30 protein-coding genes, 1 pseudogene and 1 other annotated feature are annotated in these 26,976 nt (G+C 41.4%); of the genes and pseudogenes, 11 read left to right on the top strand and 20 right to left on the bottom strand.

Annotated elements, in window-relative coordinates; genetic code table 11:
- Positions 1–18: 18 nt before the first annotated feature.
- Positions 19–654 carry a CatB-related O-acetyltransferase gene (locus PR699_RS07440; protein ID WP_014657813.1) on the top strand — a complete coding sequence of 212 codons (636 nt, stop codon included), beginning with the start codon at positions 19–21 and terminating at the stop codon, positions 652–654.
- Positions 655–707: 53 nt separating this feature from the next.
- Here PR699_RS07440 and PR699_RS07435 read toward each other — a convergent pair whose 3' ends face one another.
- From PR699_RS07435 to hisG, 10 genes are all read right to left on the bottom strand, one after another.
- Positions 708–950 (bottom strand): DUF883 C-terminal domain-containing protein, encoded by a 243-nt coding sequence (locus PR699_RS07435; protein WP_014657814.1) that lies wholly within the window; start codon positions 948–950, stop codon positions 708–710.
- Positions 951–1,040: 90 nt separating this feature from the next.
- A complete protein-coding gene (locus tag PR699_RS07430) occupies positions 1,041–1,541 on the bottom strand; it encodes a YbaK/prolyl-tRNA synthetase associated domain-containing protein (RefSeq protein ID WP_036944158.1) in 501 nt (166 codons plus the stop codon).
- Between the two features lie 296 nt (positions 1,542–1,837).
- Positions 1,838–2,449 (bottom strand): bifunctional phosphoribosyl-AMP cyclohydrolase/phosphoribosyl-ATP diphosphatase HisIE, encoded by a 612-nt coding sequence (gene hisIE, locus PR699_RS07425; protein WP_004918003.1) that lies wholly within the window; start codon positions 2,447–2,449, stop codon positions 1,838–1,840.
- A complete protein-coding gene (gene hisF / locus PR699_RS07420; protein ID WP_004918004.1) occupies positions 2,443–3,219 on the bottom strand; it encodes an imidazole glycerol phosphate synthase subunit HisF in 777 nt (258 codons plus the stop codon). The genes hisIE and hisF overlap by 7 nt, the downstream gene beginning before the upstream one ends.
- On the bottom strand, positions 3,201–3,938 hold the full coding sequence (gene hisA, locus PR699_RS07415) for a 1-(5-phosphoribosyl)-5-[(5-phosphoribosylamino)methylideneamino]imidazole-4-carboxamide isomerase (RefSeq protein ID WP_014657815.1): 738 nt from the start codon (positions 3,936–3,938) through the stop codon (positions 3,201–3,203). Before hisA ends, hisF begins: the two co-directional genes overlap by 19 nt.
- A 5-nt stretch (positions 3,939–3,943) precedes the next feature.
- Positions 3,944–4,537 (bottom strand): imidazole glycerol phosphate synthase subunit HisH, encoded by a 594-nt coding sequence (hisH, locus tag PR699_RS07410; protein ID WP_004918008.1) that lies wholly within the window; start codon positions 4,535–4,537, stop codon positions 3,944–3,946.
- Positions 4,537–5,604 (bottom strand): bifunctional histidinol-phosphatase/imidazoleglycerol-phosphate dehydratase HisB, encoded by a 1,068-nt coding sequence (gene hisB, locus PR699_RS07405; RefSeq protein ID WP_004918009.1) that lies wholly within the window; start codon positions 5,602–5,604, stop codon positions 4,537–4,539. Before hisB ends, hisH begins: the two co-directional genes overlap by 1 nt.
- A 21-nt stretch (positions 5,605–5,625) precedes the next feature.
- The gene (hisC, locus tag PR699_RS07400) at positions 5,626–6,696 is read right to left on the bottom strand and encodes a histidinol-phosphate transaminase (protein ID WP_014657816.1); all 1,071 of its coding nucleotides are present in this window, start codon (positions 6,694–6,696) and stop codon (positions 5,626–5,628) included.
- Positions 6,697–6,705: 9 nt separating this feature from the next.
- Positions 6,706–8,016 carry a histidinol dehydrogenase gene (gene hisD / locus PR699_RS07395; protein ID WP_004918012.1) on the bottom strand — a complete coding sequence of 437 codons (1,311 nt, stop codon included), beginning with the start codon at positions 8,014–8,016 and terminating at the stop codon, positions 6,706–6,708.
- A gap of 5 nt (positions 8,017–8,021) precedes the next feature.
- Positions 8,022–8,921: an ATP phosphoribosyltransferase gene (gene hisG, locus PR699_RS07390; protein WP_004918014.1), complete on the bottom strand. Its 900-nt coding sequence runs from the start codon at positions 8,919–8,921 to the stop codon at positions 8,022–8,024.
- Between the two features lie 41 nt (positions 8,922–8,962).
- Positions 8,963–9,091: a sequence feature (His leader region), on the bottom strand.
- Between the two features lie 245 nt (positions 9,092–9,336).
- Here hisG and PR699_RS07385 point away from each other — a divergent pair.
- Positions 9,337–10,164 (top strand): SDR family oxidoreductase, encoded by an 828-nt coding sequence (locus tag PR699_RS07385; RefSeq protein WP_014657818.1) that lies wholly within the window; start codon positions 9,337–9,339, stop codon positions 10,162–10,164.
- Here the strand turns inward: PR699_RS07385 and PR699_RS07380 are convergent.
- On the bottom strand, positions 10,157–10,780 hold the full coding sequence (locus PR699_RS07380; RefSeq protein ID WP_014657819.1) for a glutathione S-transferase family protein: 624 nt from the start codon (positions 10,778–10,780) through the stop codon (positions 10,157–10,159). The genes PR699_RS07385 and PR699_RS07380 overlap by 8 nt on opposite strands.
- A gap of 159 nt (positions 10,781–10,939) precedes the next feature.
- Here PR699_RS07380 and PR699_RS07375 point away from each other — a divergent pair, with 159 nt between their 5' ends.
- The gene (locus PR699_RS07375; RefSeq protein ID WP_004918021.1) at positions 10,940–12,145 is read left to right on the top strand and encodes a serine hydrolase; all 1,206 of its coding nucleotides are present in this window, start codon (positions 10,940–10,942) and stop codon (positions 12,143–12,145) included.
- Positions 12,146–12,346: 201 nt separating this feature from the next.
- Here PR699_RS07375 and PR699_RS07370 read toward each other — a convergent pair.
- A pseudogene (locus PR699_RS07370) lies at positions 12,347–12,520 on the bottom strand (IS256 family transposase); the annotation flags it as partial.
- A gap of 322 nt (positions 12,521–12,842) precedes the next feature.
- Between PR699_RS07370 and PR699_RS07365 the strand changes: the two are divergent.
- The 3 genes from PR699_RS07365 to PR699_RS07355 all read left to right on the top strand — a co-directional run bounded on the left by PR699_RS07365 (position 12,843) and on the right by PR699_RS07355 (position 15,175).
- Positions 12,843–14,264, top strand: a complete 1,422-nt coding sequence (locus PR699_RS07365) for a hypothetical protein (RefSeq protein WP_042116421.1) — start codon at positions 12,843–12,845, stop codon at positions 14,262–14,264.
- A gap of 184 nt (positions 14,265–14,448) precedes the next feature.
- On the top strand, positions 14,449–14,832 hold the full coding sequence (locus PR699_RS07360; RefSeq protein ID WP_004918027.1) for a hypothetical protein: 384 nt from the start codon (positions 14,449–14,451) through the stop codon (positions 14,830–14,832).
- Positions 14,833–14,887: 55 nt separating this feature from the next.
- On the top strand, positions 14,888–15,175 hold the full coding sequence (locus PR699_RS07355) for a hypothetical protein (protein ID WP_004918029.1): 288 nt from the start codon (positions 14,888–14,890) through the stop codon (positions 15,173–15,175).
- 249 nt (positions 15,176–15,424) lie between these two features.
- On the opposite strand, the gene PR699_RS07350 is transcribed toward PR699_RS07355, so the two are convergent.
- From PR699_RS07350 to ybjG, 3 genes are all read right to left on the bottom strand, one after another.
- On the bottom strand, positions 15,425–16,795 hold the full coding sequence (locus tag PR699_RS07350) for an L-serine ammonia-lyase (RefSeq protein WP_014657822.1): 1,371 nt from the start codon (positions 16,793–16,795) through the stop codon (positions 15,425–15,427).
- Positions 16,796–16,918: 123 nt separating this feature from the next.
- On the bottom strand, positions 16,919–18,235 hold the full coding sequence (locus tag PR699_RS07345; protein ID WP_014657823.1) for a serine/threonine transporter: 1,317 nt from the start codon (positions 18,233–18,235) through the stop codon (positions 16,919–16,921).
- 858 nt (positions 18,236–19,093) lie between these two features.
- Entirely contained in the window at positions 19,094–19,702 is a 609-nt protein-coding gene (gene ybjG, locus PR699_RS07340) for an undecaprenyl-diphosphate phosphatase (RefSeq protein ID WP_004918034.1), read from the bottom strand.
- 182 nt (positions 19,703–19,884) lie between these two features.
- On the opposite strand from ybjG, the gene PR699_RS07335 reads away from it, so the two are divergent.
- Complete coding sequence (locus PR699_RS07335) at positions 19,885–20,304, top strand: secondary thiamine-phosphate synthase enzyme YjbQ (protein WP_004918036.1); 420 nt, start codon at positions 19,885–19,887, stop codon at positions 20,302–20,304.
- Positions 20,305–20,537: 233 nt separating this feature from the next.
- On the opposite strand, the gene PR699_RS07330 is transcribed toward PR699_RS07335, so the two are convergent.
- Positions 20,538–20,801 carry a GrxA family glutaredoxin gene (locus tag PR699_RS07330; protein ID WP_004918038.1) on the bottom strand — a complete coding sequence of 88 codons (264 nt, stop codon included), beginning with the start codon at positions 20,799–20,801 and terminating at the stop codon, positions 20,538–20,540.
- Positions 20,802–21,111: 310 nt separating this feature from the next.
- Between PR699_RS07330 and PR699_RS07325 the strand changes: the two genes are divergently transcribed.
- From PR699_RS07325 to PR699_RS07310, 4 genes are all read left to right on the top strand, one after another.
- Entirely contained in the window at positions 21,112–21,444 is a 333-nt protein-coding gene (locus PR699_RS07325; protein ID WP_004918040.1) for a DUF1418 family protein, read from the top strand.
- Between the two features lie 129 nt (positions 21,445–21,573).
- Positions 21,574–22,071, top strand: a complete 498-nt coding sequence (locus tag PR699_RS07320) for a YbjN domain-containing protein (protein ID WP_004918042.1) — start codon at positions 21,574–21,576, stop codon at positions 22,069–22,071.
- Between the two features lie 11 nt (positions 22,072–22,082).
- On the top strand, positions 22,083–23,210 hold the full coding sequence (rlmC, locus tag PR699_RS07315; protein ID WP_014657824.1) for a 23S rRNA (uracil(747)-C(5))-methyltransferase RlmC: 1,128 nt from the start codon (positions 22,083–22,085) through the stop codon (positions 23,208–23,210).
- A gap of 322 nt (positions 23,211–23,532) precedes the next feature.
- The gene (locus PR699_RS07310) at positions 23,533–23,841 is read left to right on the top strand and encodes a hypothetical protein (RefSeq protein WP_146778588.1); all 309 of its coding nucleotides are present in this window, start codon (positions 23,533–23,535) and stop codon (positions 23,839–23,841) included.
- Between the two features lie 143 nt (positions 23,842–23,984).
- Here the strand turns inward: PR699_RS07310 and artM are convergent, their stop codons facing one another.
- Genes artM through artP form a run of 4 tightly spaced genes read right to left on the bottom strand, consistent with a single transcriptional unit; the run spans position 23,985 to position 26,893 of the window.
- Entirely contained in the window at positions 23,985–24,653 is a 669-nt protein-coding gene (gene artM / locus PR699_RS07305) for an arginine ABC transporter permease ArtM (protein ID WP_004918049.1), read from the bottom strand.
- Entirely contained in the window at positions 24,650–25,390 is a 741-nt protein-coding gene (gene artQ, locus PR699_RS07300; RefSeq protein WP_004918050.1) for an arginine ABC transporter permease ArtQ, read from the bottom strand. The genes artM and artQ overlap by 4 nt, the downstream gene beginning before the upstream one ends.
- A 12-nt stretch (positions 25,391–25,402) precedes the next feature.
- On the bottom strand, positions 25,403–26,146 hold the full coding sequence (artJ, locus tag PR699_RS07295; RefSeq protein ID WP_004918052.1) for an arginine ABC transporter substrate-binding protein: 744 nt from the start codon (positions 26,144–26,146) through the stop codon (positions 25,403–25,405).
- Positions 26,147–26,164: 18 nt separating this feature from the next.
- Entirely contained in the window at positions 26,165–26,893 is a 729-nt protein-coding gene (gene artP / locus PR699_RS07290) for an arginine ABC transporter ATP-binding protein ArtP (protein ID WP_004918053.1), read from the bottom strand.
- Positions 26,894–26,976 lie beyond the last annotated feature (83 nt).

Genomic DNA, 26,976 nt, shown 5'->3' with positions numbered 1-26,976 from the left:
ACGACGAGGATTGTTACCATGAATCAAAAGCATTGGTCAAAATATCAACTATTACACGAAGTTGCCCAAAACCCCAATATCCATATTAAAGGGCGTCACAGTTATTACAGTGACTGTTGGGATAATGGCTTTGAAGCCTCCGTTGTTCGTTACCTACAAGGAGATGAAGGGAGTCGTGACTGGCAACTTCCTTGGCAAGTCGATCAACTCTATATTGGCGATTATGTCTGTATCGGCAGTGAAGCCGTGATTTTGATGGGAGGAAATCACACTCATCGAATAGACTGGTTTTGCTTGTATCCTTTTATTGAGCATATTAATGAAGCCTATGTAGGGAAGGGAGATACGATAATTGGTGATGGCGCATGGATTGGTATGCGAGCATTCATCATGCCAGGCGTTCATATCGGTGAAGGCGCTGTTATTGCCGCCAATAGTGTTGTGGTAAAAAATGTGGCGCCATATAGCATTGTTGGGGGCAATCCAGCGAAACAGATTGGATACCGTTTTTCGCCTGAAATTATTAGTGAGCTGCTCGCATTGAGAATTTATGATTGGCCTGAAGAGCAATTCAATGCGTTAAAACCTCATTTATGTCATTCTGATTTGGCCGCATTAAAAGCGGCATTGTTGGAATATCAAAACAAATCATAACAATGACCGATAGGGAATGATGATATGTCATTCCCTTTATCGCATATATAAATTTACTTCTTGCTGGCTAAGTAACCAAATATAAAGCCGACTCCGGCAGCGATAGTGGCTGCGGCAAGTGGATGGCTTTTTACGCTATCCACAGCGGAATTTAAGGTATCACAGCCTTGAGCCGCACATTTTTTAACGGCACCTTTAATTTGATGTTCTGTAGAGTCGGTGACTTCACCATAGGCTTGCTGCGCCGTGCCAGCGGCTTCTCTTGCTCTGTTTTCTGCTTTGTCGAATAAACTCATGATATTCTCCTTTATACTGAACAACAGTTATAACTAAGTGTAGCAGCCGCATAAAAGCGCGAGACCTATTTTACTTAAAATCAAGTTATTTTACGTTGTTTCACTATCACGAATAAAACTAACTAGCGTGGGATTAGCAATACGCCGATAGTCTTCGGTATTGAGGATAACTGAGCGTTCAAGTGTGCCAGCATTAAAGGCTAATTCTTCAAAACGGGCAAATAAATAAGGATCAGCAATTAATTTTAGCGAGGGGTGGAAGCTAAAAGGAGGAATGGCGCCAAATACACATTGGGTTAAATCATCCACTTCTTTTGGACTCGCTAATGAGGCTCGCGTTCCGCCAATGGCATGGGCTATTTTGCTTAAATCAGCCTGTTTATCCGCAGGAAGAATAGCTAAAACATGTTGGCGGATCCCATTTCCTTTGACATGGCATACCAGACCTTTTGCACCTTGACCTAATTGGGTTCCTCGTACTTTAGCGACTTCCTCAGATTTACCTGCGGTTGGGTGTTCCATCACACGGTATCTGGCATTATGTTTATCAAGTAACTGGGTTAATTGAATAAAAATAGGGCTTTCTGACACGACGGTTCCTTTTTTATAAAAATAAACAGTTGAGATAGTAGCAAAATTAGATAACAAGCTAAATACCATGGATATTATCTGAAAATTGAAAGAAGCAATGAGCGTGTTTTTAAGTTAATAGCGAAATCATTGCCTAAATAGCATTTTTATTAAAATAGGCTTTCACTTGAATTAATTGACTCAATTAGCTAAACAGTCATTTATAGGTAAGATAATAGGAGGGCTTAGGTCGACGAACAATAATCAGTTCACCTTTTTTATATTGGGTAGCCCACCTTAAGCAGGCTACCGTATTATTATTGATGGCGCTCTTTCAGTCGTTTGATGATAGTGCTTAAATCAAGATCTTGGTCTTGTAAGAGTACCAGCAAGTGATACATCAGATCTGCGGCTTCATTCGTGAGTTCAGCACGATCATTCACGGTGGCAGCTAGTGCGGTCTCAACCCCTTCTTCTCCTACTTTTTGAGCGATACGTTTAGTTCCACTAGCATATAAACGCGCGGTGTAAGAGCTTTCAGGATCTGCTGTTTTACGTGATTTTAGTAAGGTTTCCAGTTCAAATAAGAAGCCCCAATCACTTTGGGCTGGAGCAAAACAGCTTTCAGTGCCCTTGTGACAAGTTGGTCCAATAGGTTGTACTAAGGCGAGCAGGGTATCGCTGTCACAGTCTGGATAGATATCTACCAAATTGAGAAAATGGCCAGACGTTTCCCCTTTGGTCCATAGGCGCTGTTTGGTTCTTGAATAAAAAGTGACCTTGCCACTCTCTAAGGTGGTTTGTAAGGCTTCAGGGTTCATATAACCCAACATTAGTACATCACCAGAGGTGGCGTGTTGTACAACAACAGGCATTAGCCCATCGACTTTTTGCCAAGCAAGTTGGTGACATTGTTCTGTGGTTAACATACTCTAATTTGAACTCCATTTTCTGCAAGGTATTGCTTTAATTCACCGATATTGATGATTTGCTTATGGAACACAGAAGCAGCAAGTGCGCCATCAACGTTTGCATCGCAAAAAGCATCAAGGAAGTGTACTTTTTCACCCGCGCCACCAGAGGCAATTAAAGGCACTTGGCAGATTTCGCGGACTTTTTTCAGTTGTAGCAGATCATAGCCTTGGCGTACACCGTCTTGGTTCATCATGTTTAGAACGATTTCGCCAGCACCGCGTTGTTGAACCTCTTTAACCCAATCTAAGGTTTTCCAGCGAGTTTGTGTGGTGCGCTTTTCATCCCCAGTAAATTGATAAACCAGATAATCTCCGCTGTCATGGTCAAACCAAGTGTCGATACCAACCACAATACATTGAACACCAAAGCGCTCAGCGAGACGGCTAATTAAGGTTGGATCAGACAATGCAGGTGAGTTAATGGAAATTTTATCTGCGCCAAATGACAGGATTTGTGCTGCATCTTCGACACTTTTAATACCACCAGCCACGCAAAACGGGATATCAATGACTTCGGCGACTTTGGAAACCCAACTCTTATCGACCACACGGCCGTCAGATGATGCAGTAATATCATAAAAAACTAATTCATCTGCCCCTTCTTGGGCATAACGCTGGGCGAGCGGCACGATATCACCAATAATTTCATGATTACGGAATTGAACACCTTTAACCACTTGCCCATCACGAACATCCAGACAAGGAATTATGCGTTTTGCCAACATGCGATTGCCTCCGCGACAGTGAATTTACCTTCAAGTAGGGCGCGACCAACAATCACGCCTGCCGCTCCTGATGATGGAATAGCGGCGATATCAGCTAAAGAGCCAATACCCCCTGAAGCTTGAAAAGCAATATCAGGGTATTTTTGACTGATTTCACGATATAAGTTGACATTGGAACCCGCCAAGGTGCCATCTTTCGAAATATCGGTACATAAAACGTGTTTTAGCCCGTATGGCTGATACATCTCAATGGCCTGTTCTAGAGAAAGGTTTGAATTCTCTTGCCAGCCACTGATGGCAATTTCTTTAACGCCTTGTTGATTGATACGAACATCCAGAGCAAGCACGATAGCTTCACCGCCGTAACGTTCAAACCAAATTTTCACTAATTCGGGTTGCTTGACCGCGGTTGAGCCAATAACCACTCGCGTCGCTCCCGCGTCTAACAGCGCTTTTACGTCTTCTTCAGTGCGGATACCACCGCCAACTTGTACAGGAACACAAACGCCAGCTAATAATTTTTTGAGTAGGGAAATTTGGCGTTTTTGTGGGTCTTTGGCTCCCGTTAAATCGACTAAATGCAGTAATTTCGCCCCTTCTTGCTCATATTGTTGCAGGCGAGGGAGAGGATCATTACCGTATGCCGTTTGCTTGGCATAGTCTCCTTGGTGTAGGCGAACAACATTACCATCAATTAAATCTAAAGCAGGAATGATCATCTCAATTACATCTCCAAAAAGTTTTGGATCAGACGGGAGCCTGCGGCACCCGAACGTTCAGGGTGGAATTGAACCCCGTAAAAGTTATCCTGATTGACAGCACTACTAAATGGGTTCCCATATAAGGTTTGAGCTAGGGTATTACCTGAAATTGGCATCGAATAGCTATGCACAAAATAGAAGTAGGCATCCTCACGGATCCCTTTGAATAAAGGGTGGCCTGCTAATGCTTTAACTTGGTTCCAGCCACTGTGCGGAACAGGCAAACCGTTAGCATCCATTTTTTGGACCGGGCTATCAATGAGGCCCAGTAATGGGATCAATTCTTTACCTTCTTCACTCACACTGCCCATTAATTGCATGCCTAAGCAGATGCCTAAAACAGGTTGAGTCAGCGTTTTAATTAACGGAATGAGTTCACGCTCATTCAGTTGTTCCATGGCGGCACTTGCTGTGCCGACTCCCGGTAGAAACACTTTATCAGCCTGTAAAATCGTCTTAGTATCACGGCTAATTTTTGGGGTGTAACCCAAACGCTTAACGGCGTAAGCGACCGATGACAAATTAGCGCACCCCGTATCAAGGATCACAACATTCATTAGAGAACCCCTTTCGAGCTAGGCAAAGTATCCCCTTCAACACGGATCGCTTGGCGTAAGGTGCGACCAAACACTTTAAATAGGCTCTCTGCTTTATGGTGATCGTTTTTCCCTTTAGTTTTCAGGTGTAACGTACAACCCATCGCATAAGAGAGTGAACTGAAAAAGTGTTCGATCATTTCAGTGCTCAAATCACCAACGCGTTGGTATTTAAATTCTGCTTTGTATTCAAGGTGTGGGCGGCCAGAGATATCTAATGCACAGCGTGCTTGGCACTCATCCATCGGTAGCACAAAGCCAAAACGCGCAATACCACGTTTGTCACCTAGCGCAACACGCAGTGCCTCACCAAGGGCTAAACCTGTATCCTCAACGGTGTGATGGTCGTCTATAAATAGGTCACCTTTAACGTCGATATTTAAACGGAAACCACCGTGAGTCGCGATTTGGTCAAGCATGTGATCAAAGAAGCCAACGCCGGTGTTGATTTGGCTACCGCCTTCGCGATCAAGCCAGACTTCGACGCGAATATGGGTCTCTTTTGTGACTCGTTCGACCAAGGCATGACGATCGCGTTTGGTTAACTTATCAGTGATAGCGACCCAATCGAGTGATTCAGGGCTATAACGTAGGCCTTGAATACCCATATTTTCAGCTAATTGGATGTCGGTTTCACGGTCGCCAATCACATAGCTGTTTGCTTTGTCTAATTTACCTTCAACAAGATAATTTTCGACTAAGCCTAACTTTGGCTTGCGGCAGTTGCAGTTATCCGCAGGTTTGTGAGGGCAGATCAGCACTTCATCAAATTGGATACCCTGAGATTCAAAAACCTGCATCATTAAATTATGAGGTGGCTCAAAGTCAGCCGTTGGAAAGCTATCCGTTCCCAAGCCATCTTGGTTAGTGACCATGACTAAACGGTAGTTGGCTTTTTGGAGCGCGAGTAAGCTCGGGATCACCGCTTTTTCAAATGCTAATTTGCTTAGGCTATCGACCTGAAAATCAGTAGGTGGCTCAGTGATTAATGTTCCGTCACGGTCAATAAAAAGTATTTTTTGGCTCATGAATGTTTCCTATTTTCAGGTTTAGCAAAGGGCTTCAATAGCGTCAATAACACGTACATTTTCGGTTTCTGTGCCGATAGTGATACGTAAACAGTTGGCAAGTCCTGGCTGTTTACTTTGATCACGTAAAATAATGCCTTGATCCCACAGGGCTTTAAACACCTTATTGCCGTCAGTAAAGCGCACTAAAATATAGTTAGTTTCGCTTGGGTAAACCTTTTCTACGATAGGCAATTCCTGTAAAGCTTCTGAAAGCGCAATGCGGTTATTGGTGATTGTCGTAACACGGTGTTTCATGGTCGCTATCCCCTCCATATTCAGCGCTTGAGCCGCTATCATCGCCACAGGGGTAGAAAGCGGATAAGGAGCGATCACTTTTAGCAAAACTTCAATAACATCGGGGGCGGCTAATGTGAAGCCACAACGCAGGCCTGCTAGTGCAAATGCTTTTGATAAAGTTCTCAATACGACTAGGTTAGGGTAGTTGTTGAGCCAACTGGCTACGCTATATTGAAGGCAAAATTCAATATAAGCTTCATCAATAACCACTAACGCTCGACCTGCCGCCATTTCAAGGACTTCAACCAGTGCCTTGTTATCAATAATATTGCCGGTTGGATTATTAGGGCTGCAAATATAGATCAGCTTAGTGTTGCTCAAGTTTTCACGAATAGCATCAACATTGAGTGACCAGTCTGGCAGAGCAGGGATCTTCTTCTGTTCGATACCAAAAGTTTCAGCGCTGACACTGTACATGCCATAGGTAGGTGGACAAAACATCACCGCATCTTTACCGGGTTCACAGAAGGCCCGGATCAGCAGCTCGATTGACTCGTCAGCGCCGCGGCAAACTAACACTTGCTCAGGAGAAACCCCTGCATATGCCGCGTAATTGAGGATCACATCGGTAGGCTGGCATTCAGGATAGCGGTTTAAATTACGTTCATTAAACTGAAACTCTGGCGCAATTGGGTATTCATTCGCATTTAACCAAACATCACCACGACCGCCTAAACGGCGAGCAGACATATAGGGTGTCATCTCTTTGACATTGTTACGTGCAAGGCTAGCGGCTTTAAAGGTTTCGCTCATCACTCACTCCTATTTTTGTTTGTTCAGTTCAGTGACACGTAAGGTCACGGCATTTTTGTGAGCCGTTAGGCTTTCTGCTTGCGCTAACGTTTCAATGGTAGTCGCTAACCCTAGAAGCCCTTGAGGCGAGAGTTTTTGCACTGTCATACGTTTCATAAAATCAGCAAGGCCAAGACTTGAATAGGTTGATGTATAACCGTAAGTCGGCAACACGTGGTTAGTTCCAGATGCATAATCTCCCGCGGATTCAGGTGACCAGTCACCAACAAAAATCGATCCCGCACTGGTGATGTCTTCGACTAATTCGTCGGCATTACGTGTTTGTAGAATTAAATGTTCTGGACCGTAGCGGTTACTTATTTCAACGCACTGTGCAATGGAGTCAGCAATAATGACACGACTGGCACTCAATGCTGCTCTTGCAATATCAGCACGCGATAGCTCTGCAAGCTGTTTTTCCGTTTCATCAATAACACGTTGAGCAAATGTTTGGCTGTCGGTTAACAATATGACTTGTGAATCAGGGCCATGCTCTGCTTGCGATAATAGATCCGCCGCTGTAAAAGCAGGGTTGGCTTGGCTGTCAGCAATGACTAACACTTCTGATGGCCCCGCTGGCATATCAATTGCGGCCCCTTCGTGATCTTGGCTGACTTGGCGTTTGGCCTCTGTCACATAGGCATTGCCCGGGCCAAAAATTTTATCAACGGCGGGAATACTTTCGGTTCCAAATGCCATAGCGGCAATTGCTTGCGCTCCCCCAACTTGGAAAATATCGGTAATACCACACAATTTAGCGGCATAGAGTATTTCATCTGCAATAGGTGGCGGTGAGCAAAGGATCACTTGCCGGCAGCCTGCAATATTTGCGGGTGTGCCTAACATCATTACCGTTGAAAGAAGGGGGGCCGAGCCTCCAGGAATATAGAGACCCACGGAATCGATCGGGCGTGTAATTTGTTGGCACACAACCCCAGGTTGAGTTTCAACTTGAATAGCCGCCGGTTTCTGAGCCTCATGAAAACGACGGATATTGCCGATGGCCGTTTGCATCGCAATTTTGATGTTGTCATCAAGGCGTGTTGCGGCTTGTTCAACAGCATCTTGTGAAACACGAATAGTTGAAATAGCTGTTTTATCAAAACGTTGGCTAAATTCGATTAATGCACTATCACCGCGGGCTTTGACCTGTTCAATGATCTGGGTGACAGCAGCGCTAATGTTTGTAGACGCAGCGATGGCAGGGCGTGTCAGTAGCGCTTTTTGTTCATTAGCATGACATGATGACCAGCGAATCGGTTGATTAAATCCCATTTCCATCGGTATTACTCCATCATTTTTTCAATAGGTAGAACCAAAATGGAGCTTGCGCCTAATGCCTTGAGTTTTTCCATGGTTTCCCAGAACAGGGTTTCACTGCTGACCATGTGCATTGCAACACGGTTTTTATCTCCCGCTAAAGGCAACAAAGTAGGGCGCTCTGCACCCGGCAGTAATGCGATAATCTCTTCTAAGCGCTCACTTGGAGCGTGTAGCATAATGTATTTGGATTCGCGGGCTTGGATAACACCTTGAATGCGTGTCATCATGCGATCAATCAGTTGCTGCTTGTCTGCTGAAATTTCCCCGTCTCGTTGGATCAAACAAGCTTTAGAACGATAAATCACTTCGACTTCTTTTAGGCCGTTGGCCTCTAATGTTGCCCCTGTTGAAACAAGGTCACAGATAGCATCGGCAAGACCTGCCCGAGGGGCGACTTCGACAGAGCCGTTTAATAAACAAGATTTAAATTGAATGCCTTTTTCATCGAAGTAACGTTTTAATAAGTTCGGGTAAGAGGTGGCAATACGAGAGCCATTTAAGCACTCTGCACCTGTGTAGTTAAAGTCAAGAGGCGCGGCTAATGATAAGCGACAAGCACCAAAATCAAGGCGACGCAGTGTCTTATAAGCGGGATTATCGCCTTGAGCACGGCGGCTTAATAGCTCCTCTTCAAGGACGTTTTCACCAATGATACCAAGGTCAACGACACCATCCATAACTAGCCCTGGGATATCGTCATCGCGTACACGAAGTAAATCAATAGGCATATTTTCTGCATAAGCAATCAATCGCTGTTGTTGTAAATTGATTTTAATTCCGCAGCGGGCAAGCAGTTCTCGTGAGTCTTCACTTAAACGACCTGATTTTTGAATAGCAATTCTTAACCGTGATTTATCCAACATAATTTTACCCTGCTTATTCTGTAATATATTTTTGATTAATAATAAAAAAACCCTCGGAAGATATTCTTCCGAGGGTTTTCTCTATTTCGCATTTCAGCCACCGGAAGAGTTATTGAACGTCTTCCAGCACACATCGCCCGAAAGACTAATCAGGATGATGGTGATGATGATGGTTGCGAGAAATACGAGTCATAATAGCTTCCGATAATAATATTGTTAGTTGCTTAAACATTCACTACTCATCAACCTATCCGATTTCATCACTAGAATGCAACTCTTTTTTTAAAAATAATCGATAATAATTGGATAGTGCCGTTTTATAGTGAATAATCGCCTGAATAATATATTCGGAAGTTAAAAGGTTTTTCGATAAGCTAAGCAGAATTAAGTTATTGTCGGTATGTAGGGGGGAATGATGAAAAAGGTCGCAATTGTTGGATTAGGGTGGTTAGGGTTACCCCTTGCGAGAGCGTTGTTAGCTGAGGGGATTGAAGTCTCTGGCACAAAAACGACCACGGATGGTATCGCTGCCGCTCGTGCTGTAGGAATTGATTGTTATCATTTGCAGCTCACTCCCGAATTAGTGTGTGATGGTGATGACTTACAGCAATTAATGGAAGAGGCTCAGGCGTTAATTATTTTACTACCGCCTTCAAAAGTGAATGTATCAGCTTATGTCAACGCCATCGAACAGCTTGTTGATACGGCAATAACCTTTCAAATTCCTCGTGTGATTTTTACCTCATCGACTTCTGTTTACGGTAATGCGATTGGTGAAATTGATGAAAATAGCCAGCGACATGCAGAAACCGCGTCAGGGCAAGCCTTGATTGAAGTTGAAAACTGGCTTCATGCACTGCCGAATATTTCAGTGGATATTTTACGGCTGGCGGGGTTGGTAGGAGAAAATCGTCACGCAGGGCGTTTCCTTGCAGGCAAAAAATCCCTAAAAGGAGCAACACAGCCTGTTAATCTTGTTCATCAGGATGATGTGATTGCTGCCATCCTATTATTACTCAGGCAGCCCAAAGGAGGACATATCTATAATTTATGTGCTCCTCAACATCCTCAACGCGCGGATTTCTACCGCCAAGCGTCTCAATCATTAAATTTGGAGGCACCTGAATTTTGCACTGAACCGGCAGAAAATGCAGGGAAAATCGTTAAAGGTGAACGTATCTGTCAAGAACTTGGGTTTGAGTATCAATACCCAAACCCAATGCAGATGCCGATGACTATTTAAGCGGGATCATCACAATTTTTTGGAAAGCAGGACGGGTTGTTAACTGAGAGTACCAACGTTCTAAGTGAGGGAATTCAGGGCGTTCTGTGACGATTTCGTGCCATGGGTAAAACAGTGGAGCAATAGCGATATCAGCGATCCCAAATTGTTGACCGCTAAAATAGGGCTGAGTCGCTAGGGCTTCATCGGCAATTTTGAGCAACTTTTCAATATTGTGATAAATGGTACGTACTGTTTCTGGATCTCGTTCGTCAGGGGAAACGCGGACAATTTTATTCATCATCTGTTTGATATTATCGAACAAACTTCCACATCCCCAATCTAACCATTTGTCGGCAGCAGCCTTTTCTTGAAGGTTTTGTGGGACCAATAAGTGAGAATGATCAAACTTTTCCGTAAGGTATCGTAAAATGGTATTTGATTCCCACAGGGTAAAGTCATCATCCTGTAAAGTTGGAATGGTGCTGTTTGGATTCATTTTTTTATATTCAGGTGTATCAAGCCCCCCAAAAGGGCCGCCAACATCTTTTTGATGATAAGCAACGTTCAATTCTTCAAGGCACCAAAGTACTTTTTTGACGTTTGATGAGTTTTTACGACCCCATACAGTTAACATAGTTTTCCCCATGATTTGATGTTTCGTTGTTTACCCTAATTAAGATAGATGAAATCGTATTATGGGAACAATCTTTATTTGTTGTGTGTAGCTTAATTGTGTAAAAAGCCCTACATTAATAATGAATTAACCGTTTTAGTATTTGTAAAGGAGTAACCGATGAACAAAAAATTTTTCACCTTAAAGGCGCGATACCTAGGAACTGGATTAGGCCTTTTAGTTGCGGTAAGTCATTTTGCTTACGCGGCAGGAACACCGGTTGCTCCACAGGTTGATGCAAAAGCTTTTGTATTGATGGACTACGACAGTGGTAAAATTTTGGCGTCAGGTAATCCAGATGAGCGTTTAGATCCTGCTAGTTTGACGAAAATGATGACCAGCTATGTGGTCGGTCAAGCAATTAAAGCGGGTAAAATCACGCCACAGGATATGGTCACGGTAGGTGTAGATGCGTGGGCAACGGGCAATCCCGTCCTAAAAGGCTCATCACTGATGTTTTTAAAGCCTAAAGATCGTGTCTCGGTATTGGATCTAAATAAAGGGGTCGTTATTCAGTCAGGGAATGATGCCAGTATCGCGCTCGCGGATTATGTCGCTGGTAGCCAAGACTCGTTCGTCAGCTTGATGAATGAATATGTGAAGCAGTTAGGGTTAAAAAATACCCATTTTAAAACAGTGCATGGCCTAGATTCTGAAGGGCAATATAGCACTGCTCGTGATATGGCAATTTTAGCCCAAGCGATGATCCGTGATGTGCCTGATGAGTACGCTTTACATAAAGAAAAAGAGTTTACTTTTAACAAAATCCGTCAACCTAACCGTAACCGTCTGTTATGGAGCCAAAATCTCAATGTTGATGGTGTGAAAACGGGTCATACCAGTGGCGCAGGGCATAATTTAGTTGCTTCCGCGACGGATGGCCCAATGCGTCTGATTTCTGTGGTGCTTGGTGCTCCGAGTGACCGAGTACGTTTTTCGGAAAGTGAAAAATTACTGACATGGGGGTTCCGTTTCTTTGAAACGGTGACTCCAATCAAAGCCGATCAAACATTGCAAACACAGCGCGTTTGGTTTGGTGATAAATCAGAGGTAGCACTTGGCGTTGAAAAAGACACTGCTATCACGATACCAAAAGGCCAGTTACAGAATTTGAAAGTGAGTTATACGCTGACGAATCCATCAATTGAAGCACCACTGGCTAAAAATCAAGCGGTTGGAACAGTCAATTTTATCTTAAACGATCAAATTGTTGAACAGCGTCCACTCGTGGTCAAAGAATCAGTTGAAGAAGCGGGCTTCTTTGGGCGTATTTGGGACTATATCGTAAAAACGGTCAGTGGCTGGTGGAATGCTATTTTTGGTTAAATCCTGATTAAATGCACGCTTGAGGTGGCGCTGTTGCAAAGCTCAATTGGCCGATGGTGAACAATTAACGATTGGATTGCTGAGGCTTTTTTGTTAGATGTGTGCAACGGTCACCATATTATTATTTTTGAATGGTGTGCTGGTGCTGTAAATACAGCATCAGCAACTCCCCTGTAACTCATTCTATGTATTCGCCTTTCATTAAATGTGGCCGTTTGGGCCGTTACCGAACGCAATAATAAAATGACTTAATGCTTGTTTCCCGTATTGGATCAGCATGCTCCATTTTTTAGAGGCCGACTCAATCACTAAATAAATCACTCTACGTACAGAATCATCGTTCAGGAAGAGTTTGCGTTTCTGAATTGCATGGCGGGTGAACGATATAATACGAGGATGTGAGGGCCTTAAGGCACTTAGGTATAATCTTGGATTGAAAAACGCTATTTTACAAATGAAAGATTATTAACTTATCGTAATTTTGAATATTTAAATAGAGTTAGTCTTAATTTATAATTATTTTTTACAGATAAACTTCAATTGCAATATTTTATTTTTAATTCAATAATTATATTAATCGTTTGGTGTTTAATTATTTTTATGAATGTAATTTATTCAATGGAATTGCCAAACCGATATGAAGTATTTTATTTATAAATGGATTTAATTAGTGTATTTAATACGGAGAATGATATTTATGGCTATGACAATTGAAGAAAGAAAAGCACAGCTAGAAAGAAAACAAACAACACAAGGATTGGGTGAGAACACGACAATAGGCGGAGATGCTACTAATCATGGCCGTAATAAAGGCATTATTGAAGGTGGCTTAGCTCACGATGGTGGGTTAGGTAATGGTAGAATTAAAGGTGGTAGCTCAATTAATAATAACCATAATGAAGATATTATTGAAGCTGGAGCCGCCATTAATCATGGTAAAAACAATGGTGATATCGGTGGGGGTCATAGCAGTAATTATGGTATAAACAAAAATACGTTAAAAGGCGGTTTAGCGAATAACGAATTTGGTTCGGTTAATACAAAATACTCTTATTTAAAAGGGGGGGATGCCGTCAGGGAACTACAGCACTGTGTAGAAACTTATGATGGAAATCAAAAGCAGCTTAAAGCGATGAAAGACGATTTTGCCAAAATAAAAGAAAGTTTCAGTGATATGCAAGCTGATGGTAGCGCGCTATCTCAATCGGAAAAAGATAGATATGAGACATTACTAAAAGAAAAAAATGAGGAAATTAAAAAATTAAATGAAGTTATAAGTAGTGACCTTGAGAAAATTGATAATTTGGTATCTCAATTGTCTGATAAAGATCAAGAGATAAAATCGATGGCAATAAAAATAAAACAAGCTATCGAAGATAAAAATAAACTTGAAGAGAGACTTGTTGATATCAATAAAAAAATAATTAAAGCAAATGACCGTATTGAAGCATTACAGTCGGATATCCATAATAAGGAATCTAAAATTGCTGAGTTAGAGCAGCAATTAAATGACGATTGTGCTAATAAAGAAGAGCTCAATAAAGCGATTGCATCATTGAAAAAAGAACTTAATGATACACAAGACAAATTAGAAAATAACCAATCCTTAATTTCAAAAAGAGAAGAAACCATTTCTCGTTTGAATATTAAAATCACCAAAATGGAAACAGAATACAGCCAAAAACAGCAGGAGTTTGGTAAAAAACTGGAAGTTCTTTTAGAGCAAATAGCTTCACTGGCTAATGAAGGTAAAGAAGAGCTATCGGATTCTATAGTGACGACGAGCAGCAAAACTACCACAGTGACAATTTCAAATACTGCCGATCCATTGGGGGATATTAAAGAGCAAATGGCTCCTGCTGTGACGGGCGGTAATGCTGAAAACCTAGGTATAAACTCAGGTACTATTAAAGCAGGCGATAGCAATAGCCAATCTATGGTGATGAAGAATGAGATAAATATTAATGTAGATGGTAAGGCGGACACGGTTGTAAGTACATTGAGAGAGTCAATCAGTTCAATGGGGAGTAGAATCGAAGGCGTTGCAAACGGCATTGTAAATGAGGTGAAGCAAAGAGCACAATCGGTATCGATGCTGGTTAAATCAGATATCGCGTAATCATAATAAAATTAACGAAACACAGGAGTCAGTATATTGCTGACTCCTGTTTTTTTATGACTTTAGCCAGTTTAAGTCGCGTTAATGTCTTAAACATAAAACCACCCGCTTTGCGGGTGGTTATGATTGCCTGAAACCTGCATCTATCCTAGTATTTACGTACTTAACTAAAATATGGTGATGTATGAAAAAGGGGTTGGTGTTAGGAATTTTTGCTGTCTCATTGGCTGGCTGCGGTGGGAAAGATGTAACGTATGATGGAGAATACGTCTGTATTATAGATCAGGATATAAACCGTGCTGCGGATCTAACGGGTAATGAATATGAATTCCCTAGTAATTTGTCAGAAGCCGTCATTGTGATTGACAATAGAGTAGTTACAGTAAAGGGAATGAATCTTGGAGATTATGTAACTCCAAGGCTTGAAGAGAAAAAAGGGAAAGAGGGTGATGAACTGTTCTATGATAAAGATGATGTTCATATTGGTTATATGAAAAGGTTAGGGATACTTTCATTCAGACTTCCTGACGGAAGCGGTCAAGTTTTAACAGGATGTAAAAGTAAATAACCTGAACTCGGGATAAGAAAAACAGAAAAGAAAGGAACTAAAAGCGGGAGTAAAAGTGGTTATTGATGCAGGGGGCGAATTAACCTTACAGGCAGCAGGGAACTTTGTTAAGATTGATGCTGGCGGAATTACATCTAGTAAAATGATTAATTTTGGTACTGGGGCACCTTCAAGTGGTGGGGGGGAAGGACAATTACCTGATGTTGTGAAAATATTAGGGACTTCAATCCCACAAAGTTCATTACCTGATATTCCTTTTATTCCTGAGAAAATATGTATTAGCTGTTTGATAAAAGCGGAAGAATATGGTGAAATTCTTGTGAAAAGGGAAAATAATGTATGATACCTAGAACTATGCATTTTTATTCTTTTTTTAAAGAATATCCTCAATATTGTAATGAGGATACAATTATACTTTTTTCTCTCACAACACGACAAAGTTGAACGGGTATGTTAAGTCAAAACGATTGGGGATTTAAAGGGGAAATAGTTACGTTTTTGTTCATCCATACTATGCCTGCTTTATGATAAGATTTCTCATATTAAAAGCAGGCATATAAAGTGACATTACTGTCGATTAAAAACAGGGTAATTATTCACAATGCGCCAATTTAATTGCTAGACCACCTTGTGACGTTTCACGATATTTGGCATTAATATCTTTACCCGTTTCATACATGGTTTCGATAACCTTATCTAAGCAAACTCGCGGGTCACTCACACGGCGTAATGCCATGCGTGCCGCGTTGACCGCTTTTACTGCGGCTATTGCATTACGTTCGATACAAGGCACTTGAACTTGCCCACCAACAGGGTCACAAGTCAAGCCAAGGTTATGCTCCATCGCGATTTCTGCTGCTACACAAACTTGTTCTGGACTTCCTCCCATCAACTCGGCAAGGCCTGCTGCTGCCATTGAACAAGCGACACCGACCTCACCTTGGCAACCAACTTCTGCACCAGAGATAGAGGCATTCATTTTGTATAATGAGCCGATAACACCTGATACTAAGAAATAGCGAGTATAGGAGTTCTCATTTACAGGACGAATAAATTTGTCATAGTAAGCTAAAACGGCAGGGATAATGCCACATGCGCCATTAGTTGGCGCGGTGACAACACGGCCTCCCGCAGCATTCTCTTCGTTGACGGCTAAGGCGAACATATTGATCCAGTCAATTACTGCCATTGGGTCAATATTGGTATTATCGCTAGTCACAAGTTGACGGCGTAATGCTGCGGCACGACGAGGTACTCGTAGTGGCCCCGGTAATAACCCTTCGGTGGTGACGCCACGCTCAATACCCGCCTTCATGACATCCCAGACAGCCGCTAAATATTGATGGATTTCTTCTTTACTGTGTATGGCTAACTCATTTTGCATCACGAGAGCAGAAAGAGATAGGCCTGTCTCTTTACAATGCTTTTGTAAATCTGCTGCATATTTATAGGGATAGGGAACTTGTACTGATTGTTCAGTCGATTGACCAAAATGCTCCTCATCGACAATAAAACCCCCTCCGATAGAGTAGTAGGTCTTTTTGTAGATCACGTTATTATCGGCATTAAATGCACTAATGGTCATGCCATTTTCATGTAAAGGTAAATTGGTTGAATGGAAATTCATCCCGCCTTCAATGGGGAAGTCAACCTCATGCTGCCCTTGAGCCAACAGCAATTTACCACTTTGCGCAACATGACGGATAAAGTTAGGTATGGCATCAATATCAACAGTATCAGGTAAGTTACCAGCGAGACCCATAATAATCGCGATATCAGTTGCGTGTCCTTTCCCTGTCAATGATAAAGAACCATAGACATCAACCGCAATTCGTGAGGTGGCTGTCAGAAGGTTTTGTTGGATTAAATCCTCAACAAATTGTTTACCCGCTTTCATCGGGCCGACGGTGTGGGAGCTAGATGGACCAATACCAATCTTGAAGATATCAAATACGCTAATCATATTCAGCGCTTCCTATATAAAGTCTTAATTTCTTAGGCATGTGATGCCGTATCTTCCGGCATCTTATTTGAGAAGGGGAGGCATATCCGCCGGAGTGGATCCCGCCTCCCGATAAAGGCTGACTTAGAAGAACAACTTATAAGTTGCGGCTGAGATAGCAATCAAACCCATGATAACGATAAATGCATTGCTTAACTTACCTGAGTACTTACGCATTGCTGGAACTTTACTGATAGCATACATAGGCATTAAGAACAGTAAGATAGCAATGATTGGGCCACCTAGACTTTCGATGATATCCAGTACGCCAGGGTTTAATGTTGCCACTAACCAAGTGGTGACTAACATGAAGATAGCTGTACCACGATTCAATTTACGAACGTCAATTGTTTTGCCTTTCGCACGATAAGCGCGCTCAACGAGGCCATTAAAGCCTTCTCGTGCACCTAAATAGTGTCCGAGGAATGATTTAATTATAGCAACGAAAGCGATAATTGCGGCAGCAAATTTGATGAAAGGTTGATCAAAGTAACCAGATAAGTAGTCAAGGATACTAATGTTCAGTTTTTTTGCTTGAGCCAAATCTGCCGAAGACAGGGTGAACACGCAGCTAAACACAAAGAACATAACAGTGAATACCATTAAGATGTGTGCAGATGCGAGGATACGTGAGCATTTTTGTTCAGCCTGTGCACCATATTCTTCACGCTTTGCTACAGAGAACGCTGAAATGATAGGTGAATGGTTGAATGCGAACACCATAACAGGAATGGTTAACCAGATAGTTACCCAGATACTCTGACCACCACTGTGTTTTGCCGCTTCTGTGATGCCCTCTATGGTTAAGGTATCAAGTACCGCACCATTCCAATGGGGGATCATATATAAAGAGAAAGCGAGTAGCACGGCGATAAATGGGAACACCAGCATACTCATCACTTTAACAATATATTTTTCACCGAATGCCACAATGGCCATGATGCCACCCACCAAAACCAACGCTAGCAACCAACGTGGTGGTGCGGTAAAGCCCATGAGTTCTGTCAGGAATTTGTGCACATTATTGGTGATAGAAACACCATACACCAAGAGGATTGGATAAATTGCAAAGAAATAGAGCAGGGTGATCCAGTTACCCGCAGTACGTCCAAAATGTTCTTCAACCACTTCAGTGATATCACCTTCAGGCTTTGAACCTGAAAGAACAAAGCGTGTTAAACCACGGTGAGCGAAGAAGGTCATTGGAAAAGCGAGTACTAACATCAATAGGACGGGAAGTAGGCCGCTCATTCCTGCATTAATAGGTAGGAACAAGACTCCAGCACCGATAGCTGTACCATATAAACCAAGCATCCATACAGTATCTGTTTTACGCCAAGCAAGGGCATTTCCAATTTGCGAGGCTGTTTTATCGATGGAACCAACTCGAGTTGTATCCATAATAGTCTCCGAAATAAAAGTCAAAAAATAGGCATCTCGGTGAAGGCATAAGCCATCACTGATGTTTTAATCTTTTGGTACGAACAAATTATCGCCAAATATAATGTGCAGTTTTGTTTCTACCTAACAATCTGATTGGAAATAAATATAAAACTGATAGTAAATTTATTTTCAATCAGTTTTGTTAGTTTTGTAGGTAGATTTGATAAACCACTTTTGATGGTGCGAATGTACCTATTTTTAGTATAAATCACCGTGATCATACTCTCAAAAGAGAAAAATGTCTTTAACGTGATTATTTTTCGATTTTTATAAAATTGTTAAGAAATTTACCTTAAGATTAATAAGGGGAGGGAGGCTTTTAATATCGGAGAATAACCAATGGGGAGTAGTTATGTGTCAATTTATATTTGTGTGGAGGAATATTATTATATTAATGAATAGAATAGATTTATTGAAGTAGTAGGAAAATGAATTAAATCCAGAAATTAATATTGAATCAAAACCAATTATACACTGTTTTTGAGTTATTTAACTTGTTGTTTTCAATGTGTTTATTTTGTTTTGTTATAGTTGTTTACTTAGTGATTAATTATTATTTTTTTAGTTTTTTTATTCTAAAGACATTAATGAATAATAAGATGGTTTAAAGAGCAGTTGAATACTTATTTTTCGAAGGAAAAAATAATTAAAAAGCGTAACAAAATATTTGTTAATTAAATGTTGTTTATTCTGGTGGTGAAAAGGCTTTTTTATTCATTTTTAGAATGGAAAAATAAAACTAAATATTGATTCAACGCAAAATTTAAATTGTTTAAGTACTGGCGTAAATAACGCCAGTACTGATTAATGAAAAAATTAGGGTTGTACCCAGCCTTTGCGAATAAGAACTGAAAATATGATTTGGTAAAGATGTGTGAGCGGGGCTTGGATTTTATGGCCGATAAGTCCCCAAAGAATTTGGGCTAAACCACACGCGATAAGACCCAAGATAAATGCCCCTATCATATCTAAAGGCCAGTGGACGCCTAAATAGATGCGTGACCATGCAATTGCAATAGCGGGAACGAGCATCAATAAACCAACCCATGTTCTTAGCCAGAACAAAAATGCGAAAACAAAGGTAAAGACGATAGTACCGTGATTGCTAGGGAAAGAAGCGGTTGGCTCGTGCTCAAGGAAATTGGTGCCTATTCCCATAACAAAAGGGCGTTCATGAGGTGCAACTAAGCCAATCAACCATGAAATAAACAGACCGATCACTAAGGCGTATGCTGTTTTGCAGACGAATGCTCTTTGGCGGGTCATATCCTGTTTGGCACCCCATAACCAGCATGCCGCAGTAAACAGAGGGAAAAGGAGAATTAAGCGTTTAGCGATAACGGTTGCAAGTGCGATAGTACCACTTGCAGACGCTGGGGCCGCATTAATGAGATTAAAGAGATCTTGATTAAGTTGTTCCAGCACGGGTGTATACCTCAGAAAATGGGTGATAAATAAGACGATAAAGCGAGAGAGTAAAGTCTCTTACATGGCAGGTAAAGTGCCTTTATCTTAATATTACTTAAATAGAGCGATAAGTTGACGTTTTGTTGATGATTTACTCAATAGCGATAAGACAAATTTAAGGCGCGATAAAGGAATAGCTTATGTGGTTTCAAAAAGAGATAAGATTAACAGCAAAAAGCAGAGGGTTTCATCTAGTGACCGATGAGTTGTTACAACAGCTTCCTGAGTTGAAACAGATCCAAGTTGGGCTGCTGAATATCTTTATTCAACATACATCGGCTTCACTGACAATCAATGAAAATGCAGACTATACGGTAAGACAGGATTTTGAAAGCTTCTTTAACCATGCTGTTCCTGAAGATGAGCCTTATTATCAGCATAACTATGAAGGAAGTGATGATATGCCTGCCCATCTTAAAGCGAGTATTTTAGGCGCGAGTTTGGTTATTCCTGTGAGTCGAGGACGTCTGAACATGGGGACATGGCAAGGAATTTACCTATGTGAACATCGAAATTATGGTGGGGAACGCAAAATAGTTCTGACATTGCAAGGGGAATAGAACGGTTAAGCAATAAAAAACCCGATAGCGATAAAACGTAAGTTGGCTATCGGGCTCCTCAATATGGGGACATCAAAGAAAAGCAGTGGCATAAATTAAGACCCCCCCTAAATAAGAAAGTTCGCATAGAGAAAAAAAATTTGCTTTATTTTTTAGCAATGGGAAGGAAATAGCACAAATTGAGAAAGGAAGCGACTCGGATTAGAGACTGAGCCGCCCATGGGGATTATTGCTTATTTATAGAGATCGAGGTGCTCTTTTGCGTAAGCTTCGAAATCAGTGCAGCCGCCGATGTGTTTCTCATCGATAAAAATTTGTGGCACAGTCAGCACTTCTTTACCGACTGTTTTAGATAGATCTTCTTTGGTGAGGCCTTCTGCTTGAATATCGACGTAGCGGTAGTCAAAGTCATCGCGGTCATTTTTCAGTTTTTCAGCTAACTCTTTAGCACGAACACAGTATGGGCAGCCAGGGCGACCAAAAATCACAGTGTACATAGTATCTCCTATAAGACTAACACAGTTTTTTTATCCACAATGCCCAATACTATGCCTCCATACTCGTCATACTTCAAGATGCAGCTTTGTTGATTTGTCTTTGTCACCGTGCACTTATTGAGGGGAATAATAAGGTGAATGATTTGCCAGACAATAAGCTAGAAATAAATGGTGATTTTACCTTTTGCTAGTATAGCTCTGATGCAGAATCCGCTAGTATATGGGGTATACTGCATCGCTAAACAATACCCCGTTGTAGTGCTGTTTATTCGGTAGGGGGTATATAGTTATTGTTCTAGAAGGGGACTTGATGAATAAGAAACCACAGCGAGAAATGCGTTCGCTATCCGATCTTCCTAAGCCGATTCTCATCTTAGAAGCAGTAGGGATTTTACTGCTTATTGTTGTCTTACTTGCGATGAATGGCTATCTGACCTTACCTGAGCCATTGATGCAGAAAAATGTTTTAGTCGCGATTGTTATGGTTGGGATTGGTTGCTTGATACCAGCCACTATCAATATTGTTTGGCGAGCGATACATGGATTAAGCTTTCTTGGTATTGATAATCAAAACTCATCAAGGCCGGGAAGAAAGAAAAAGCAAGATGACGATGATGATAAAGAGGAGAAAAAGGGGGAGTGAGCATGGTTTTACTGGTGTTTTCACCACCAATGTGTGAAAATTATCCGCTTTTCTAGCCAAAAAAATTCGGTTTGGTTAGGTAAGTGTTATTCTATTAGTTTTTATTTGAGTTGAAGAAGGTTATTACCCATGGATTCTATTTGTTACCCTGACATATCACAGCTTCGTGAATGGCTTGATCAACTCAAAACCTCTTATTTCGAGTGTGATTCTTGTGCTGCTCTACATTTGCCGCATATGCAAAATATAGAGGGCATTTTTGATGCCAAACTCGACATTATTAATAATGTTCTTGTCCTTTCCGCTCTGGCGGAGCTTAAGCCAACGGCGATCGTGACTTTAGTGGCCAATATCAGCCAAATCAACGCTAGCTCACTGACAGCCAAAGTCTTTCTTGAAATTAATAATGAAAACTTACCTAAGTTAATCGTCAGCCAATCCTTCTCGCTTGAAGCTGGGATGACTTATCGCCAATTTTGCCATTTCTTACAGCAAGCAGAAGATCAAATATCATCGATTATTTTTGAAATTTATAGCAATAATTTGTTGTATTCGAACCAAGATGAGTTTGATGAAGAAACTGTTGACCTTGATATTGATGATAACCCTTCCGTAACGCTCCATTAAATTTTTATATTATGCATTGTGAGAAATATGAGGCAGGCGAATGTCGTTCCTGTCAATGGCTTGAACTACCAACTGATCAACAACTCAAACTAAAACAGGAAAACCTAGTTTCTTTATTACCAATGGTGACTACCGACGCATTTCAATCGCCAGTTGCCAGCCCTTTATCAGGGTTTCGTAATAAAGCCAAAATGGTGGTGAGTGGAAGTGTAGAAAAACCAATATTGGGCATTGTGAATTCACAAGGGCAGGCAATTAGTTTAACGGATTGTCCGCTTTATCCTGAGCCATTTTCAGCCGTTTTTGATGTCATTAAACCTTTTATTGCGCGAGCAGGTTTAACGCCTTATAACATTGAACGTAAACGTGGCGAATTAAAATACTTATTATTAACGCAAAGCCAGCATACGGGTGAGTTTCTGTTGCGATTTGTCTTGCGTTCAGAAAAAAAAGTTGAGCAGCTAAAAAATGCGTTACCGTGGTTGCAACAGCAATTACCCCAATTGGCGGTGATCACGGTTAATTTGCAGCCTGTCCATATGGCGATATTAGAAGGCGAACAAGAAATTTATCTCACTGAGCAGCAGGTTTTACGGGAACAGCTAAATCAAGTGCCACTGTTTATACGGCCGCACAGTTTTTTTCAAACGAACCCTGTTGTGGCTGCTCGGTTATATCAAACAGCGCGTGAGTGGGTTAAAAAGCTTAATATCACTAGCTTATGGGATCTTTTCTGCGGTGTTGGCGGATTTGGCTTACATTGTGCGGAAAAGCAAACTCAGTTAACGGGAATTGAAATTAGTGCTCCTGCGATCGCTTGTGCCAAGCAATCAGCGCAAGAGCTTGGACTACAACATGTTGAGTTTCAAGCATTAGATTCAACGAAGTTTGCAACGGCTAAAGGAAATATTCCTCAATTGGTATTAGTCAATCCACCTAGGAGAGGCATAGGTAAAGAGTTATGTGAATATCTTTCGACTATGCGGCCTAACTATATTTTATATTCAAGCTGTAATGCTCAGACCATGGCAAAAGATATTGAGCAATTGGAAGGCTATGCTGTGAGTAAGGTACAGTTGTTTGATATGTTCCCACATACTGCGCACTACGAAGTGATTGCATTATTAGTCAAAAACTAAACAACTTACCTAGCGAATTATTTAGAACATTTTTATTAATCGAATAGTGTGATAATTAAAGCAGCTTATTAAAAGATAAGCTGCCGGATAATGTTAATTAGAAATGATAGGTGACACCCAATAAAATATCATTAGACTGAGCTTTAATTTTGGATTTAAAGGTGCAGCCATCTTCGATAGCGGTAACTCAAATCCATTGACAGATTGTCATTAACGGCATATTGAACCTCTAAACCTAAGCGCTAAGCAAAATTGTTTTTCGTTTTAGATTTAGACAATGAACATCATCCGTTAATCTCCCTTCGGGATCCCATTCTCTATATTGATAGCTGGAATTATATTTAAGGTTGGTCAAGCCGATACCTGCACGAATATACGGGGTAATTTTCGCTATTTACCTGTTGATTGCTATCAACAACAATCAAGCAGGAACACAACGTGGTTTGTGGAGAACGTCATCAAGTACCATCGTACGGTGGAAAATTATGTCTCAACCTTACTTGGTTGTGGTTTTACCCTTGAAGGGGTGAAAGAGCCTAAACCGCTTGCTAGTGCGCTAAAAGAGCGCCCTGATCTTGAACGCTATACCCGTTATGCACCATTTTTAGTGTTAAAAGCGGTAAAACGCTAGCCCTGATGGTGAATCAAACAGACTGCTGATAACACGAAGAGGGAAAAACTAGGGTTTTATCCCTGTTTATCAGCAAGCCTCAAGGGCTTATTTTCATAAGCCCTTTTATGACTGTGATAGGTTAAATTCAAAGATAAAACGGGTTAGTTCCTTTGCTCAAATGCAAGAGCGTGACGTTCAATAAATCGCATGATGATCGTCAAAATTGCGTTAACAACGAGGTAGATGATCCCCGCAGCCACAAATGCCATTACATCCCAACTTTGACCAAATACTTGGCTACTGTAACCCATAATATCCATCATCGTGATCGTACTGGCGAGTGAGGTACTTTTAAAGATTAATACCACTTCGTTCGAATAAGATGATAAAGAGCGCTTAAACGCATAGGGAAGAATAATCCGCATGGTCTGGGCTTTAGACATACCTAATGCTTGGCATGATTGCCATTGCCCAGATGGAATTGCTTTTACGGCACCATGAAAGAGTAATGTTGAGTAAGCAGCACTATTGAGGGCTAATGCAATCATCGCACATACCCAAGGCGTTGAAATAAACTCCCACAGTACAGGATAGTTTTGTAATGATTTAAATTGACTAGGGCCATTATAAATCAGGAAGAACTGCACCAATAATGGTGTGCCGGTAAATAGGGTAATATAGACTTTGACGGCTTGCGAAATAATTGGCGTTTTTAATGACAAAATGAGCGTAAATAATACGGCCAATATAAATGCCACAAATAATGCGCTGAAGGTTAACGATAAGCTCGTTGGTAAGCCAGGTAAAATATCGAGAATTAAATCAATCATTGCGATTCACCTCTTTCAAAGCGAGTTGTACGCAATTCAATTCGTTTCAAAATAACTTGGCTTAATAAGGTAATCGCAAGATAGATAAGCCCTACAATAGCGTACCATGTAAAAGGTTCATGGGTACGGTTAACAATGGTCTTAGTCTGTAACATAAGATCATTAACACTGATTAAAGAAACCAGTGCGGTATCTTTGAGTAATACCAGCCATTGGTTGCCCAAGCCGGGCAGCGCATGACGCCACATTTGTGGCATGATAAAACGAAAGAATATGGTTCGTTTGGTTAATCCAAGCGCTAAACCTGCTTCCCACTGCCCATAAGGCACCGCTTTTAAGGCGCCGCGTAGGGTTTGTGATGCGTAGGACGCATAGAGAAGGGCTAATGCAACCACACCGCAAGCGAAGGGGGTAAAGTCAAACTCACCGCTGTCTGCAAAGAAAATGCTCGGATCAATCTGTAAGGTGGTTTGCCAGAAACCCAGATTGATCTCTATCCCATCACCTAAAATATTAATCAGTTGCAGTGTGCCGAAATAGACAAATAACACAACCAGCAGTTCAGGTAGACCGCGGATCAAGGTGACCCAGCACGTTCCTAAAAAAGCGATAGGTTTAAAACGCACGGACTCCCATGCCGTAAATAACATGGCGAGGATCAGGCCCAATATGAGAGCAGAAACAGCAAGGCCGACGGTGATACCGGCGGCACTTGTTAGAAAAAGAAAATTGTTCATTAACAGTATCGATTATTGTTCAAACCATTTTTTATAGATAACGTCATAAGTTCCATCAGCTTTTACTTCTGCCAATGCCTTATTCATTTTATCTAACAACTCTTTATTACCTTTACGAACCGCGATACCTAAGCCGATACCAAAGTACTGTGGATCAGTGACTTTTTCACCAACAGGCGCTAAGTTTTCGTTGCCTTTGGCTTTTAGCCATTCGTCAGCAACAGCAGTATCACCGAACACAGCATCAATACGACCATTTTGCAGATCAAGGATAGCTGATTGGTAGTTATCATAAGGAACGGTCGTCATATCCTTATGCTGTTCCATGATATATTTTTGGTGAGTTGTGCCATTTTGAACGCCAATTTTTTTCCCTTTTAACTGATCAACAGAAGAGACTTTCTCTTTAATGGCAATAAACTCAGCCGAATTAGGGTAATAAGTGTCAGTGAAGTCCACTTGTTTTTGGCGATCAGGCGTAATATCAATACCTGCCATCAATGCTTCAAAACGACGGAATTTCAAACTTGGGATCAAGCTATCGAAAGATTGATGGGTGAATGTGCAAGTTGCATTCATTTTTTCACACATCGCATTGGCAAGGTCGACGTCAAAACCCACGATTTGGTTGTTTTTGTCAAACATTTCAAATGGGGCATAAGTCGCTTCTGTTGCAAAACGGATGGTCTCTTTTTCCGCCGCAGTTGCAGATAGGGTTACAGCGCCAAGTAGTGCAGCTAATATAATTTTTTTCATTGCTTAATCCTATATCTATTAGTGTGACAGATAATTTGCAAATGCTTCAGTTTGAGGTGCTGTGAAATGGCTGGCATCCCCTTGTTCAACAATATGACCGTTTTCCATATACACCACACGGCTAGCGGCTTTACGGGCAATCTCAACTTCATGAGTCACGATCACCTGTGTAATTCCTGTTGCAGACAACTCGCGAATGATATCGACGACTTGTGCTGTAATCTCGGGGTCAAGGGCTGCCGTTGGTTCATCAAATAGCAGAACTTGTGGTTCCATCATCAATGCACGAGCAATGGCAACACGTTGCTGTTGACCGCCAGATAAATGCAAAGGGAAACGCGTTGCAAATTGTGTTAATCGCAAACGTTCTAACAATTTTTCCGCTTTTGCTTTTGCTTCTTGACGTGACAGCTTTAAAACTCGGCACGGCGCTTCAATTAAATTATCCATGACGGTGAGATGAGGCCATAGATTGTATTGTTGAAAAACCATTCCGACATTTTGACGTAATGCACGGATAGCTTTGGCATCAGGGGTTGAGGCAAAATCAAAATTTTGACCTGCAATGTTAAGTACACCTGAACGTGGCATCTCCAACAAATTCAGTACACGTAGCAAAGAGCTTTTGCCTGCACCGCTAGGCCCGAGTAATACCATGGTTTCTCCGGCAGGGCACTCTAAGTTGATATCAAAGAGCGCCTGATGAGAGCCGTAAAAACAGTTTATATTTTTTAATTGAATGCTCATGCTTACCAATAATACCTTGTTTAACTGACACAGATATTAATCCTGTAAGCATATTTATGCAATAATATATGCATAAAAATTTG

It is taken from the genome of Providencia sp. PROV268 (assembly GCF_028477805.1).
GTDB lineage: Bacteria > Pseudomonadota > Gammaproteobacteria > Enterobacterales > Enterobacteriaceae > Providencia > Providencia stuartii.
This window is presented reverse-complemented; position numbering and strand designations above follow the sequence as displayed.

Excerpts from the sequence above, each read along its gene's own strand:
- PR699_RS07375 (WP_004918021.1), top strand. The coding sequence starts at position 10,940 with ATGAACAAAAAATTTTTCACCTTAAAGGCGCGATACCTAGGAACTGGA.
- PR699_RS07330 (WP_004918038.1), bottom strand. The coding sequence starts at position 20,801 with ATGTACACTGTGATTTTTGGTCGCCCTGGCTGCCCATACTGTGTTCGT.
- artQ (WP_004918050.1), bottom strand. The coding sequence starts at position 25,390 with ATGAACAATTTTCTTTTTCTAACAAGTGCCGCCGGTATCACCGTCGGC.
- PR699_RS07440 (WP_014657813.1), top strand. The coding sequence starts at position 19 with ATGAATCAAAAGCATTGGTCAAAATATCAACTATTACACGAAGTTGCC.
- artP (WP_004918053.1), bottom strand. The coding sequence starts at position 26,893 with ATGAGCATTCAATTAAAAAATATAAACTGTTTTTACGGCTCTCATCAG.
- hisIE (WP_004918003.1), bottom strand. The coding sequence starts at position 2,449 with ATGTTAACCACAGAACAATGTCACCAACTTGCTTGGCAAAAAGTCGAT.
- PR699_RS07350 (WP_014657822.1), bottom strand. The coding sequence starts at position 16,795 with ATGATTAGCGTATTTGATATCTTCAAGATTGGTATTGGTCCATCTAGC.
- PR699_RS07360 (WP_004918027.1), top strand. The coding sequence starts at position 14,449 with ATGAAAAAGGGGTTGGTGTTAGGAATTTTTGCTGTCTCATTGGCTGGC.
- PR699_RS07335 (WP_004918036.1), top strand. The coding sequence starts at position 19,885 with ATGTGGTTTCAAAAAGAGATAAGATTAACAGCAAAAAGCAGAGGGTTT.
- hisG (WP_004918014.1), bottom strand. The coding sequence starts at position 8,921 with ATGTTGGATAAATCACGGTTAAGAATTGCTATTCAAAAATCAGGTCGT.
- hisD (WP_004918012.1), bottom strand. The coding sequence starts at position 8,016 with ATGGAAATGGGATTTAATCAACCGATTCGCTGGTCATCATGTCATGCT.
- artJ (WP_004918052.1), bottom strand. The coding sequence starts at position 26,146 with ATGAAAAAAATTATATTAGCTGCACTACTTGGCGCTGTAACCCTATCT.
- PR699_RS07325 (WP_004918040.1), top strand. The coding sequence starts at position 21,112 with ATGAATAAGAAACCACAGCGAGAAATGCGTTCGCTATCCGATCTTCCT.
- PR699_RS07380 (WP_014657819.1), bottom strand. The coding sequence starts at position 10,780 with ATGTTAACTGTATGGGGTCGTAAAAACTCATCAAACGTCAAAAAAGTA.
- PR699_RS07345 (WP_014657823.1), bottom strand. The coding sequence starts at position 18,235 with ATGGATACAACTCGAGTTGGTTCCATCGATAAAACAGCCTCGCAAATT.
- hisB (WP_004918009.1), bottom strand. The coding sequence starts at position 5,604 with ATGAGCCAAAAAATACTTTTTATTGACCGTGACGGAACATTAATCACT.
- hisF (WP_004918004.1), bottom strand. The coding sequence starts at position 3,219 with ATGTTGGCAAAACGCATAATTCCTTGTCTGGATGTTCGTGATGGGCAA.
- PR699_RS07385 (WP_014657818.1), top strand. The coding sequence starts at position 9,337 with ATGAAAAAGGTCGCAATTGTTGGATTAGGGTGGTTAGGGTTACCCCTT.
- artM (WP_004918049.1), bottom strand. The coding sequence starts at position 24,653 with ATGATTGATTTAATTCTCGATATTTTACCTGGCTTACCAACGAGCTTA.
- hisA (WP_014657815.1), bottom strand. The coding sequence starts at position 3,938 with ATGATCATTCCTGCTTTAGATTTAATTGATGGTAATGTTGTTCGCCTA.
- hisH (WP_004918008.1), bottom strand. The coding sequence starts at position 4,537 with ATGAATGTTGTGATCCTTGATACGGGGTGCGCTAATTTGTCATCGGTC.
- PR699_RS07320 (WP_004918042.1), top strand. The coding sequence starts at position 21,574 with ATGGATTCTATTTGTTACCCTGACATATCACAGCTTCGTGAATGGCTT.
- rlmC (WP_014657824.1), top strand. The coding sequence starts at position 22,083 with ATGCATTGTGAGAAATATGAGGCAGGCGAATGTCGTTCCTGTCAATGG.
- PR699_RS07365 (WP_042116421.1), top strand. The coding sequence starts at position 12,843 with ATGGCTATGACAATTGAAGAAAGAAAAGCACAGCTAGAAAGAAAACAA.
- hisC (WP_014657816.1), bottom strand. The coding sequence starts at position 6,696 with ATGAGCGAAACCTTTAAAGCCGCTAGCCTTGCACGTAACAATGTCAAA.
- PR699_RS07435 (WP_014657814.1), bottom strand. The coding sequence starts at position 950 with ATGAGTTTATTCGACAAAGCAGAAAACAGAGCAAGAGAAGCCGCTGGC.